A 13,086-nucleotide genomic window follows, 5' to 3' on the forward strand; every position below is an offset into this window, starting at 1 on the left:
GAAGTATTATAAAGAAATAGTGATAACTGGTTCACAAATGCAGGCTTTGACAGGCCGGTTTCAAAGGTCTATTGAAAATCCGTATCTTTCCAATCTGGATAGAAAGCCGTGAGAACCACCCGAAACACCATACCGGTCGTTCGACGCACACTGTCACTCTTTGTCGGGTGGCTGTTGCTGGTGAATGCCCTGATGTTCGGGTTCATGCATGCGCCTGTCGCCCTTGCATCGGTTCCAAGCGGCATTGAAACTTCCGATGTGACCTATGTGCCGTTGATCATCTGTACGGCAAACGGCATCAAAACCATTTCGGTTCCCGCCGAGATCGCCAAGGATGGCGGCACATCGCCGCACAGCTCGGACGCCTATGAAGGCTTCCAGTGCGCCAGTTGCGGTCTTGGCAATCATGCCGTGGGCATGCCCGTCGAACCGGAACTTCCGCAAGTTCACCGCATCCGGCTGTCAAATCAGGTTACGGCCCTTCATATCACGGCCCGCCTGCATGATTTCTGCCCGATTGCGGCATCACCGCGCGCCCCGCCCGCTTTGATCTGATTTTGTTTCGGCTGCGTTGGGCGGTTTTGCGCCACTGATGTATCCAGACGCCCGGAATCCGTGCCTGAAACAGTTGTCCTTGCCCATCCAATCGGGCCATCCCGGATGCCATGCCGGGTCAAAAGACTGGTGTCGATACGCGACCCCGCACTTGCCGCGTATCCTGATTTTGCCAATGGGGGACAACCCATGAACAAACAAGACGCCTTTGAACTGCTTGAAAAACTGGCGGAACCGGCAGCTCTTAATCTGCCCGCAGATGCCAGCATCGGCCACCATGCCGAAGATCAGACCTATATCTATCTTCTGGCAAGCGGCCTTGCGCTTCGGTGCAAATATACAGAAGACGGCGAAAGACAGGTCTGCCGGGTTTATCGCCCCGGTGACTTTATCGGGCTTGAGATGCTCGCAGTCAGTGATCCGTCACTGGTGATCGAAACCATTGCACCATCGATCATCAAACGCCTGCCGATCCAGCGGGTGCAAGCAGCCCAGCAAAAGGATCGGCATATACAGGCCGCTGTCATGTCACTGCTTGCGACCGAAGTCATGGACGCCCAGCAGCTTAAAATAAGCTTTGGCACCGGATCGGCGATGCGGCGCATCTGCCGGTTCCTGCTTTGGGCATCGCACAAGGATCAGGTCGCCCTGCCCAACCGTGAAAAGCTTGGCAATATCATTGCGACCACGACCGAAACGGCCAGTCGCATGATCGCCAATCTCAAACGTGAAGGGGCCATTTCCAAAAGCCCGGCCTTGCCGACCGTCATGCAGATCAATCGTGACAAGCTCTGCAAGGGGGCGGGCGAAGCCCCGCAACAATCTGCGGCCTGAACTACGGTAAGGGCCATCCAGGCCGATCCGGTCAAACCAAAAGGTGCATGGCATTGTGTCATGCACCTTTTTTCATGTTTTTTCGGAGAATGGCCCGCGGCACTATTGGCTTGGCAGGCTAACGGGCTAGTGGGCGGTATTGCCATGACCGCTAAGCGGGAAGTGGGTCGGCGCGATCTTGTTGGCCTTGAGCAACGCTTCCATGTCGGTTGCCGAAACCGGCTTGCTGAAATAGAAGCCCTGAACTTCGTCGACCCCCTCGGATGCGATATGTTCAAGCTGGGTTTCCGTTTCGATGCCTTCGACATTGACCGCCATGCCAAATGACCGCGCCAGGAACACCACCGCACGCACAATCGCGGCATTGCCGTCTGAACTGTCGATATCAATAATAAAGGACCGGTCGATCTTGATCTTGTCGACCGGGAACCGTTTCAGATAGGCCAGCGACGAATAGCCGGTGCCGAAATCATCAATCGCGATCCGGATGCCCTGATTGCGCAAGATGCCAAGGGTAATGGCGGCTTCGCGCGGATTGTCCATCACCGCACCTTCGGTGACTTCGAATTGCAGCTGACGCGGATTAAGCCCCGACCGCGACAGAACTTCGCCGACACTTTCGATCAGATCTTCATGACGGGCCAGTTCAAGCGGCGACAGATTGACCGAAATCGTCAATTCGCCATATCCGTCATCGCGCCAGGCGCGGGTCTGTTCACATGCACGGGTCAAAACCCATTTGCCGATATCGCCGATAATGCCCATGCGTTCGGCCACCGGGATGAAATCGACCGGACTGACCGGCCCGCGCGACGGGCTGAACCAGCGTACAAGTGCCTCCATCCCGATGATGCGATGCCCGCCCATATCAATGATCGGCTGATAGAACAGTTCAAGTTCATCATTTTCGATCGCATGGCTCAGATCGCGTTCCATCGCCTTGCGTTCCTGGACCTCGACCTGCAATTTCGGTTCAAAGAAATGATACCGGTTGCGGCCTTCGGCCTTGGAGCAATAAAGCGCCAGATCGGCATTGCGCAAAAGGTCCTTTTCGTCGCGACCATCTTGCGGATACATGCAAATCCCGACCGATGTCGATGCCTGCACCTCGTTACCATCAAGCATGAAGCGCTCGGAAACCCGTTCAATCAGGCGCTGGGCAACAAAGGTAACTTCCTCGACCGAGCCCGGTTCATGGATCAGAACCGCAAATTCGTCCCCGCCAAGTCGGGCCACCACATCCTCGTTGCGCAGACAGACGCGCATGCGCTCCCCCACCCCCTGTAAGAGTAGGTCGCCGATAGGATGACCAAGCGTGTCGTTGATATCCTTGAAGTTATCAAGATCGAACATCATCAGCACAAAATTGCGCCGTTCGCGTTTGGACCGTTCGACCGCCGCGGCAAGGCGTTCCTGGAACAGGGTGCGGTTGGGAAGCCCGGTCAACCCGTCATGATGGGCCAGAAACTGAATGCGGGCTTCGCTGCGTTTGCGGTCGGTAATGTCGGTGATCGATCCTTCGATCAGGCTCGGCCGGCCCTTTTCATCGCGGACCAGACGGGCATTTTCCTCGACCCAGATGATCTTGCCATCCGTGCGGCGCAGTTCGGTTTCAAACCCGTGGATCGCGCCATCGCGCATCAACCGCCCCGTCAGGCGCAACCGGCTTACCGGATTAAGGTAATGATGCTGAAGCTCCTCACCCTGGGCCATCAATTCATCAACGGATTCATATCCGAGGATCGACACAAAGGCCGGGTTGGCCGACAGGACCGGGCCAAGCGGCCGGCTTTGATAAAGACCTTCGGCAGAGTTTTCGAAAATCCCGCGGAATTTTTCCTCGGCATGGCGCAGCGCGCGTTCAACCGCAAGCTTTTCGGTCACGTCCTGCCCGATACAGATCACACCGGCAACATCGCCATCCTCGCCGAAATGCGCACGCGCATTCCACTGCAACAGGCGGATTTCCCCGTCGCGCCGTTTGAACGAAAATACTTCATCCTTGATGATTTCACCCGATAACAGGCGGCGCACAGCCATACGCACCCGTGCACGGTCGCTTTCGATCAACAGGAAATCAAAGAAGTTCTGACCGGCGGCCTCCATCCAGGAATAGCCAAAGGTCCATTCGCATTCGCGGTTATATTCAAGAATGCGTCCTTCGGAATCCAAAAACAGGATCACGCTGCCCGCGGTCTGAACCAGCGCGCGATAGCGTTCCTGACGACGGCGCAGATCATATTCCGCCTGCCGACTTTTGGTGATGTCGGTAATTGTGACGCTATATCCCAGAAGCCCGCCGCCCTCGCCACGGATTTCGGTTGCGTTGAAACGTACCCAGATCTGACTGCCGTCCGAGCGGCGCATTTCAATATCGCGGGCCTGAACACCGATGCCGTTCGCCAGATCACGGCGCAACTGGATGCGGTCGCTGTCCTGGGCATAGAAGGATTCCGGACGGCGCAAATAGGCCTGCATGACCTCGCGCACGGAATCATAATTAAACAGGCTCGCGGTTTCTTCGTTCACACTGGTAATAGTGCCATCGGCACTCAGTTCAATGATCCCGTGAACCGCATGTTCAAGCGCGCGGCGATAGCTTTCCTCGCGGGTGCGTTCCTGTCCGAACAGAACCACGAAATCGGCCCCGAACAGCGGCATGCATTGCCATTGGAAGAAACGCTGTCCGTAATGGACCGTGCGCGAATTTTCCGCATCAAATTGCGGTCCGTCATGATCGACAAGGGCGCGCTGATCGCTGGGATGGGCCAAGGCAAACGGGGTGACAAACCCCATTTCAAGCGCAACCTGTTCGGCCGCACTGTTGGCACAGCGCAACGCACCGCCACGTTCAAAAATCAAAACCGGTTGCGGCGATATCAGGCTGCCCATGCCCGAAGACACATCATCATCCATCACCAGCAGACGGATATAATCCTGTCCGCCCACGGTCAATTTCCAGCCAAACAGAACCCTGTCGGTGCCTTTGACCTCTGATGTGCGGCTGTGATAACCGCCTTTTTCAAGGATTTCGTCTGCCAGATCGGGCAACAGTTGCGCCAGGCAGCCAAGATCATCGATCTTGTGCCATTCGGACTCTTGCAGTGCCTTGTCGAACCAGGGAATCCATAACGAATTGACAAGAAGTCGCTTGCGGACAGGATCAAACAATCCAGCCGGCATACGCAGGTGGCTGATCAATGCCGCCAATGTGTCGACGGAATTGATTGCTTTGATGTCTCCCATATCCGCTTTAATCGTCATATTCGTTATCGCTGCGAGACCATAACTGCTACCCCATGCACTGCAAAGTGCAATTTTTCCCCAAAGAGAGCAGGCAGCCATTTTATTTCGCTATTATTTTGATCCGACGTGTTTTTTTTATTTTGCCCGAGACACGTGCGTCATTCGACGCATTTTTAACCCCCGCGTGACCGGCGCAAACAGATTGCGCCAGATTTTCCTACGCAATCATTAAAATCCAAAAAATTTAATTGCTTAACTGTTGCCCGTAAATTGTTATCAGCTTACCATTTGAACGCCTAATGGTTGTCACAGTTTGGCGGTATCCCCGTCAAATGTCCGCAGAGACGCGTTTCTGACACCCATATTGGAAAGGAGTAACCAACGTGATTTCGCATCAGGACGCCTTGATCTACACAATGGTTATGGTTTCGGCCGCCGATAACGACATTACCGATGCCGAACTTTCTGCGATGGGACGCCGGGTGCGTTACCTTCCGATTTTTGCCGGGTTTGACAATGACGGGGTGACCACGGTTGCCCGCGATTGCGCAAGTCTGCTTGGCGAAGAAGACGGGATGGACCGTGCCCTGACGATGATTCGCGACGCCCTGCCGCGCAAATTGCGCGAGACCGCCTATGTCTTTGCCTGCGAAATTGTTTTGTCTGACGGTGAAATCAGCCAGGAAGAATTGCGTATCCTTGAACTCCTGCGTCACCGGCTTGATATCGATCGGCTTGTGGGTGCGGCAATCGAACGGGCCATGGCCGCCCGCTATGTCCGCCCCGGCGATTTTTAAGTCCGACCCGGCACACCAGACTGTATGCTCACTGTTATGCTCAATGTATGGTCCGGATCGTCCGGCTCTGCCGACCGTAACCGTCCCGCACGGGACAATACAAAACACAACATTATAAATCAGCATTACCTGAAAGAACGAGGCCCCGTCTGATTGAAGTTGTGGCATAACAAGCGCGTTTCGGGCATGGTCCCCTTGAAATCGCAGCTTTCATCCATGCCGCAATGTGATATGGCCTTGCCAACATGTTTTGCCGCACATGTGCCCGTCCGGCGCAGGTGCGGTTGCGTATCGACGTAACTGTTTTCGCCCACCGCCAAAAAGGGACTGCTGTCATGACTGCTCTTTCCGGGGAAAAGATTGCCTTTATCGGACTTGGACTGATGGGGCGCCCGATGGCGCTGAACCTTGAAAAGGCGGGTGCCCACCTGACGGTCAATACCCGCAATCCCGAAACGCTCAATGCCTTTGAAGATCTTGGCATTGCAACGGCCGGCACACCGGCCGATGCCGTGTCCGATGCCGATATCGTCATCATTTGTGTTGCCAACACCCCGGCCCTTGAAAACGTCCTTCTGGGCGAAGACGGGGTTATTGACGGCATGGAAGAAGGCACAATCGTCATCGATATGGGCACCACGGCAGTTGATGCGACACGCCGGTTTGCCGATGCGGTCGAAGATGCCGGTGGCAAATGGATCGACGCCCCGGTATCGGGCGGAACCCATGGTGCGGAAAACGGCACATTGTCGATCATGGTCGGCGCTGATCCCGAAGATTTCGAACGTGCCCACCGCGTCTTTGAAGTTCTGGGCGCCCGCGTGACCCATGTTGGCGATGTCACATCAGGTCAGATCGCCAAGGCCGCCAACCAGATGATTGTCGGCATTACCATCGGCGCTGTTGCCGAAGCCTTTTCCATGGCTGATGAAGCCGGTGTCGATCTTGGCAAGCTGCGCTCGGCACTGACCGGGGGCTTTGCTGATTCTGCGATCTTGCAGAAACATGGCGAACGCATGATCGAACGCAATTTCGAACCGGGCGGCAAGGTCGTCACCCAGCGCAAGGACCTGTATCAGGCGCTTGATTTCTCCGAAGGCGAGCTTGGCCTTGAATTGCCGATCACCCGTCTGGTGATGGAACTGTATGACGAAGTCATCGCCATGGGGGACGGTGACCTGGATCATTCGGCCCTGATCAAAGTCTATGAAGAAGACTGACGAAAACCGCATCGAACTGACATCGGTACTGACCTGTCCGGAATGCGGTCATGTCAGTGCCGAAACCATGCCGACGGACGCCTGCCAGTATTTCTATGACTGCACGGGATGCGGTGCGGTTTTGCGCCCGCTTCCGGGGGATTGTTGTGTGTATTGCTCATACGGCACCGTCCCCTGCCCGCCGGTGCAGCTGCATGGCAAAAATGCCGATTGCTGCGCCCCGACCCCGTCAGGTGTTCCACCGCACGACTAGGCTGTCACAGGGTTTTCCCCGCCATTATCAAGCCGGTTTATGTTTGCCGAACCGATACAGGTAAAGGCGATCGGTGTTGGTTTTCATCGGCACTTCGCCAAACGCCTGCCATCCGGGAATGGCAAAGCCGCGCGATATGACAATCGCCCCGTCGCGCAGGCGCTGCGAACAGACATCACCGACATCGGTCATCACACGCGGATCAATAAAACACACCACAACATCCCCGGGATCGCGATCAAGTTTGCGAAAATCACCGCGGATAAAACGCAGGTTCGGCTTGCCCGCCAGAACCGCGCGCATCCGGCTGATTGCATAGGGAACAGGCGAAAGTTCAATCCCGGTGACCAAAATATCGGGACGGGCCCGCGCAATCGCGATCGCCAGATCCCCCCAGCCCGACCCGAAATCGGTCACCGACCGGACATCGGCGGGGATATAGGCGATCATTTCATCGGCCGCAGAACGCAAAGTCGGCATCGGCACCGATTGCAGGCGAACCGAATAGATCGCAATCAGCGCCAGAATGATCACAACAAAAACAAGTACCGATAAATCCGTCATATATCCGCGAAATATGTTACTGTCCGCCATGGGTTCCGACCCAGGTTCAATCACAGTCCTGCCATATGGCGGCATCCAAATCCAGAAGATACAAGCATGCATAACGACGATACGGAAAACCGCATCACCGAACTTGAAACCCAGCTCGCTCACATGGATTCCGTGGTAAGCGACCTTTCTGACATGATCAAATCCCAGTGGGACCGCATCGATCTTCTCGAACGTCAGAACAAACTGATGTCTTCTGATATTAAACGCATGATCGATTTTCTGCGTACAGCCCCCGAAGACGACGCCCCGCCGCCCCATTATTAAGGCCGGGCTTCTTTTCGCGCGATCTTTTGGCTGTGCCCTGATCGATCGCGCCCCGCCACCGAGTTTGCGAGAAAGACGTGAACAACCCCAAAGCCAACCCCTATCTCGACATTCCCGTCTTTGACGACTTTGCCAAGGTTCTTGACGGGTCTGTCTATCGGTCCATTCCCGATGACTGGTGGGTTGGCACATCCGATATTGTGGGATCGACCGGGGCCATTGCCGCGGGCCGGTTCAAGGATGTCAATATGGTCGGGGCATCGGTGATCTGTGCGGTTGGCAATGCGCTGGGCCATTCCGACTATCCGTTCATGTTTGGCGGCGATGGTGCAAGTTTTGCCTGTGCGCCCGACCGCATTGATGCGGTCCGTGACGCAATGGCGGCAACCGCGACATGGGCGCGCGAAACCCTTGGCTTTGAATTGCGCATCGCGCTGGTGCCGATTGCCGATATCCGCGCGACCGGCCGCGATGTGCGGGTAGCGCGCTTTGCCGTTTCACCGCCGGTATCCTATGCCATGTTCAATGGCCGTGGCCTCCGATGGGCCGAAGACCAGATGAAATCAGGCCATAACATGATACCGCCAGCCCCGCCGGGCACCCGGCCCGATCTGTCGGGTCTGTCCTGTCGCTGGTCACCGATCCGCGCAACCGGCAGCGACCATATCCTGTCGATCATTGTCCATCCCGCCGATGACCGCGCCCGGTTTGATCATGTCGTCACGGGCCTTTTTGACATTCTCGATGACAGCCCGCGCAAAAGCAGCCCGATCCCGGCGCGTGGTCCCGACTTTTCCTTTCCGCCCAAGGGCCTGAAACTCGAAGCCCTGGCGACCCAGCATAAGGAAGGCGGCTATATCAAGGCCTGGCTCAAGGCGCTTTATATTTCGCTGATTGCGCTGGTTCTGATGAAAACCGGCTGGAAACTGGGGGAATTTGACCCCAAACGCTATCGCGATTTTACCGGCTACAACACCGATTTTCGCAAGTTCGGGGATGGACTTTGGATGACGGTCAATTGCACGGTACAGCGTAGCGAAGAAATCGATGCCTTTTTGCGGGCAGCCGAAGATCGCGGCGATATCCGCTTTGGCCTTCATCGTCAGCGCACTGCAATCATGACCTGTATCGTGCCGTCCATCACCAATGATGCCCATTTCCATTTTCTGGATGGCGGCGAAGGCGGTTATACTGCCGCCGCATCGGCCTATAAGGCCAAAATTCCCGATGCCGACCCTGCATAACATGCATGAAATGCATCAATCATTTCGAACCAATAGATTGATTGCATCGCGATAAAAAATCCATGACACTGTCGCGACCCTTGGCAGCTGTGGATATGGATCATGGATACCCGCGAACTCGAAGCATTGATTGCTGTTGCCGATGCCCAATCCTTTCACGGGGCGGCGAACCGGCTGGGCCTGACCCAGCCTGCGGTGACCCGGCGTATTCAACGCCTTGAAGAACGCATCGGCACATCGCTGTTTGACCGTTCGACCAAGCCGCTGCAACCCACGCCGGCCGGTCATCGTGCCCTGACCGAGGCCCGAGATCTGTTGCGCAGGCTTGACGGGTTCAGTGATTCCGTCACCGGCATGGCGCGCTGTCATGGTCCGTTCCGCCTGGGCGTCAGTCACGGTGCCGCCCCGCTGCTTGCCGCCCGCGAATTGCGCGATCTTCATCAGGCATTCCCCGACATGTCACTCACGATCAAAAGCGGCTGGTCGGCGGAACTTCTGCCGCTTTTGCGCCGGGGTGAAATCGATGCCATGCTGTCGCTTGATGGCCCGCACGGCATTGTCGGCGGTGTTCAAAGCCGCGACCTTCCGGCAAGCTTGCTGCCGGAAACCCTGCTTGATGATCATATCGTTGCCATCGGCCCGAAATCGGCGCGTCAGCACCCGACCACCATCGCCGAACTTGCCAGACACCCGATGGTGCTGATGCCCGAAGGTTGCACTTTTCGCGCCCTTGGGAATGCCTGGGCCCACAAGAACGGGGTCGAATTCAATTCCGTTCTGGAAGTATCGGCACTTGAACTGCAAATCGAAATGGTCGCCGCCGGGGCCGGTTATGGCATCATGGCACGGCGTTTTTGCATGCACAGTCCCGCCCATGACCGCATCCGCATTCTTGACATTCCCGGCATGAACTGGGGCATGGCAATCACGCTGATTAGGCGGGCCTCCAGCGGGGATCTTAATGACATTATCGACAAGGTTGGTGAAATCGTCATTCGGGCCGGCGAGATGTCCAACCTCGATCATGCACGAATGTTATCAGCATCATGAACCGAATGAATTGGACGCATTGACGATCCGCCGCCACAATCGCCACCAACTTGCAATCTGCCTTTCGGAGGACACCTGATGAGCCCCACCCAAAGCCCGCAAAACAGTCCGGGACGCATGACCATCATGCGCGCGACCAAATGGTTCCCGTGGCTGGTTCTGCTTTGCGGCTGCCTTGTTCTGTCGCTGAACCTTGGCGTGCGACAGTCGCTTGGCCTGTTCATTCCCGACATGCTCAATGATACCGGCTGGAATGCTGCCACCTTTGGTCTGGCCTTTGCCATCCAGAACCTGATGTGGGGGATTTCGGCCCCGATCGCCGGGGCGCTGGCCGACCGGTTCGGCACCACGCGTACCCTGATTGGCGGATCAGTGTTATATGGTCTTGGCCTTTATATGATGGGCACGTCATCATCGCCCGGCGAATTGCACCTGACCGCGGGCTTCCTGATCGGGACCGGGGTTGGTGCCACCAGTTTCCCGGTGATCCTTGCTGCCATCAGCCGGGTATTCAGCCCGGAACGCCGAAGCTTCGCCCTTGGCCTGGCATCGGCCGGTGGTTCGGTTGGCCAGTTCATCATGGCCCCGACTGCACAGGCGCTTAACGGATCGCTTGGCTATGTCACGACACTTGCCATTCTTGCCGCGATTTCGATGCTGATTGTTCCGGCCGCCTTTGCGCTGACCGGCAAGGCCGAAGGCAACAGCCCGACCGCGACCCCCGATCTTGGCCCGCAAGGATTGGCCGCGGCTTTTCATGAGGCCCGCAAACATCGCGGCTTCCTGCTTTTGAACGCCGGGTTCTTTGTGTGCGGTTTCCATATTGCAGTGATCGCCACCCACCTTCCGACCTTTACCGAACTGTGCGGCTTGCCGCGTTCTGTCGCCGCCGAAGGCCTGGCACTGGTCGGGCTGTTTAACATCTTTGGCACCCTGACGGCGGGTTGGGCCGGTGGCAAATGGCGCAAGAAAAACGGCCTGTCGGTGATTTACGGCATGCGGGCCCTTGTGATTGTCGCCTTTATCTTTGCGCCCAAAACATCTGAAACAATCTTGCTGTTTTCGGCATCAATGGGCGCATTGTGGCTTTCGACCGTGCCGCTGACCAGTGGCCTGATCGCACAGGTTTTCGGCCCGCGCTATATGGCGACCCTGTTTGGCATCGTCATGCTGTCCCATCAGATCGGAGCATTCTTTGGCGCGTGGATGGGCGGGATTGTCTATGACCTGACCGGCAATTTCGATGCGGTCTGGTGGGCGTCGGTTGCGCTTGGCATCTTCGCGGCCCTCGTCCATATGCCGATTGATGACAAGGAATTGCGCAGCACGGCCAAAGCGGCCTGATCGCTGTCCGAATATCTGAAAACCGGGGCGATCTGTTTTGGCAGGTCGCCCCTTTTTTACGGTCTTTTCGCGTCAGGTTCTTTGGGGTAAAAGCCGGTCATGGACAGACCGATTTACATCACGCCCGAGGGCCTCGACGCCCTTAAATCCGAACTCGACCACCTTTGGAAAAAGGAACGGCCCGAAGTGGTTGCCGTTGTGCACTGGGCGGCGGGCAATGGCGATCGTTCGGAAAATGGCGATTACATCTATGGCAAAAAGCGCCTGCGCGAGATTGACCGCCGGGTGCGCTATTTGCGCAAACGGATCGAGGATGCGGTGGTTGTCCGTCCCGAAGAACAGCCCGATCATTCCCGTATTTTCTTTGGCGCGACGGTGACTTACGTCAATTCCCGTGACGAGGAAAAAACCATCCGCATCGTCGGCGAGGACGAGGCCGACAGCCTGAATGGCAAGATCAGCTGGATTTCCCCGGTCGCCCGCGCCCTGATGAAGTCGGGTGTCGGTGATGTCGTGACGGCCCGCACCCCGGCTGGCGAGGACGAACTCGAAATCCTCGATATCCGCTATCCTGCCTGACCGGCAAGAATTTCTGCATCAATTGCCCGTAATCGGCACATGCAGGCCCATGTTCAGCCTGTCGCTTTTCTGGCCGCTTTTCCCGGCAGCTTTTTCTGGCAGCTTTTTCTGGCAAAAGTTGCATATCTTTTGTCAGAAAAAGGCGTCATGAATGGACGTCAAATCGTTACTTTGGCGGGCAAGATGAAACAATTTGTGCTGAGAAGTCTTGCGCAATCAATCAATTCGCGCCCATGATTGGGTCGTAAAACGCGGCGGATTGAAGATGGATTTCTTCCCCCGAAACACGTGATTTCTGACGAACTTTATCGACATTCAAGAAAACGGCCGGAAATTGAAAATGAGTGATTCTACGTTCCCGATTGGCATGAAACTGCGCCATGCACGCAAGCTCAAAGGAATGAGACTGTGCGATCTTGCCGATCAGGTCGAATGCTCCGAAGGCTTCCTGTCAAAACTTGAAAACGACAAGGTCAAACCGTCACTGCAACTGTTGCATCGCATTGTCGCGGTGCTGGAAACATCCATCAGCGCCCTGTTCAGCGAAGCCAGTGACAGCATCGTTTCGCGTGCGGGAACAAGACAGGTCCTGCATACCAGCAACATCCGTCCGGGCGAAGGTGTCAGCCTTGAAACGCTGGTTTCCCCGTCTTCGGGGCATCTGTTGTTTGGCACGATCCATATTGTCCGCGCCGGTGGCGGCAGTTCGGGCACCATCGTTCACGAAGGCGAAGAACTTGGCTATGTGCTCGAAGGTGAACTTGATCTGAATGTCGATGGCGTCGAATACCATTTGATGCCGGGCGACTCATTCTTCTTCCCGTCCAGAATGCCACATGGCTATCGCAATCCGACGGATAAGGAAACCCGGGTTCTCTGGGTCAACACGCCGCCGACCTTCTGATTTTTCAGGCCTAAGTAAAATTACTTGCGTATTAGGCAAGTGACTTGACCAATAGGAAAGACTTGGTCAGTATGCCCCCTGCTGGCTAACTCGCAAACCCACCGCACACAAGGTGGCCAGGTCAAAATGACCCAGGTTCGGGAAGAAACATAACTCTCGCATCGATGTGGCTGGCGAAACC

The 13,086-nt window shown here is 56.1% G+C and carries 14 protein-coding genes; 12 read left to right on the plus strand and 2 right to left on the minus strand.

Features of this window, described 5'->3' with window-relative positions; genetic code table 11:
• Positions 1-108: 108 nt before the first annotated feature.
• Both SIB88_RS16965 and SIB88_RS16970 read left to right on the plus strand, forming a co-directional pair.
• Entirely contained in the window at positions 109-555 is a 447-nt protein-coding gene (locus SIB88_RS16965; RefSeq protein ID WP_068517587.1) for a DUF2946 family protein, read from the plus strand.
• A gap of 189 nt (positions 556-744) precedes the next feature.
• Positions 745-1,389 (plus strand): Crp/Fnr family transcriptional regulator, encoded by a 645-nt coding sequence (locus SIB88_RS16970; protein ID WP_101247479.1) that lies wholly within the window; start codon positions 745-747, stop codon positions 1,387-1,389.
• Positions 1,390-1,515: 126 nt separating this feature from the next.
• On the opposite strand, the gene SIB88_RS16975 is transcribed toward SIB88_RS16970, so the two are convergent.
• Positions 1,516-4,653: an EAL domain-containing protein gene (locus SIB88_RS16975; protein WP_412558618.1), complete on the minus strand. Its 3,138-nt coding sequence runs from the start codon at positions 4,651-4,653 to the stop codon at positions 1,516-1,518.
• A gap of 365 nt (positions 4,654-5,018) precedes the next feature.
• Here SIB88_RS16975 and SIB88_RS16980 point away from each other — a divergent pair, with 365 nt between their 5' ends.
• From SIB88_RS16980 to SIB88_RS16990, 3 genes are all read left to right on the plus strand, one after another.
• Positions 5,019-5,432, plus strand: a complete 414-nt coding sequence (locus tag SIB88_RS16980; RefSeq protein ID WP_082817709.1) for a tellurite resistance TerB family protein — start codon at positions 5,019-5,021, stop codon at positions 5,430-5,432.
• A 245-nt stretch (positions 5,433-5,677) separates the two neighbouring features.
• Positions 5,678-6,652, plus strand: coding sequence for an NAD(P)-dependent oxidoreductase (locus SIB88_RS16985; protein ID WP_082817708.1), 975 nt, complete (start codon positions 5,678-5,680; stop codon positions 6,650-6,652).
• Positions 6,639-6,905 (plus strand): GDCCVxC domain-containing (seleno)protein, encoded by a 267-nt coding sequence (locus tag SIB88_RS16990; RefSeq protein ID WP_412558619.1) that lies wholly within the window; start codon positions 6,639-6,641, stop codon positions 6,903-6,905. Before SIB88_RS16985 ends, SIB88_RS16990 begins: the two co-directional genes overlap by 14 nt.
• Before the next feature lie 27 nt (positions 6,906-6,932).
• Here SIB88_RS16990 and SIB88_RS16995 read toward each other — a convergent pair whose 3' ends face one another.
• Positions 6,933-7,499, minus strand: a complete 567-nt coding sequence (locus SIB88_RS16995; RefSeq protein ID WP_412558620.1) for an SAM-dependent methyltransferase — start codon at positions 7,497-7,499, stop codon at positions 6,933-6,935.
• Between the two features lie 66 nt (positions 7,500-7,565).
• Between SIB88_RS16995 and SIB88_RS17000 the strand changes: the two genes are divergently transcribed.
• From SIB88_RS17000 to SIB88_RS17030, 7 genes are all read left to right on the plus strand, one after another.
• Positions 7,566-7,784, plus strand: coding sequence for a SlyX family protein (locus SIB88_RS17000; RefSeq protein ID WP_068517582.1), 219 nt, complete (start codon positions 7,566-7,568; stop codon positions 7,782-7,784).
• Positions 7,785-7,861: 77 nt separating this feature from the next.
• Positions 7,862-9,028, plus strand: coding sequence for a DUF3095 domain-containing protein (locus SIB88_RS17005; protein WP_412558621.1), 1,167 nt, complete (start codon positions 7,862-7,864; stop codon positions 9,026-9,028).
• Positions 9,029-9,130: 102 nt separating this feature from the next.
• The gene (locus SIB88_RS17010; RefSeq protein WP_228194243.1) at positions 9,131-10,078 is read left to right on the plus strand and encodes a LysR family transcriptional regulator; all 948 of its coding nucleotides are present in this window, start codon (positions 9,131-9,133) and stop codon (positions 10,076-10,078) included.
• Positions 10,079-10,156: 78 nt separating this feature from the next.
• Positions 10,157-11,422, plus strand: a complete 1,266-nt coding sequence (locus SIB88_RS17015) for an MFS transporter (RefSeq protein ID WP_412558622.1) — start codon at positions 10,157-10,159, stop codon at positions 11,420-11,422.
• A 99-nt stretch (positions 11,423-11,521) separates the two neighbouring features.
• Positions 11,522-12,001 (plus strand): transcription elongation factor GreB, encoded by a 480-nt coding sequence (gene greB / locus SIB88_RS17020; RefSeq protein ID WP_412558623.1) that lies wholly within the window; start codon positions 11,522-11,524, stop codon positions 11,999-12,001.
• A gap of 39 nt (positions 12,002-12,040) precedes the next feature.
• A complete protein-coding gene (locus SIB88_RS17025) occupies positions 12,041-12,238 on the plus strand; it encodes a hypothetical protein (protein WP_412558624.1) in 198 nt (65 codons plus the stop codon).
• Positions 12,239-12,341: 103 nt separating this feature from the next.
• Positions 12,342-12,905, plus strand: coding sequence for a cupin domain-containing protein (locus tag SIB88_RS17030; RefSeq protein ID WP_197460770.1), 564 nt, complete (start codon positions 12,342-12,344; stop codon positions 12,903-12,905).
• The last annotated feature ends 181 nt before the right edge of the window (positions 12,906-13,086 follow it).

The sequence above is a fragment of the Thalassospira sp. MIT121401 genome (assembly GCF_047125595.1).
GTDB lineage: Bacteria > Pseudomonadota > Alphaproteobacteria > Rhodospirillales > Thalassospiraceae > Thalassospira > Thalassospira povalilytica.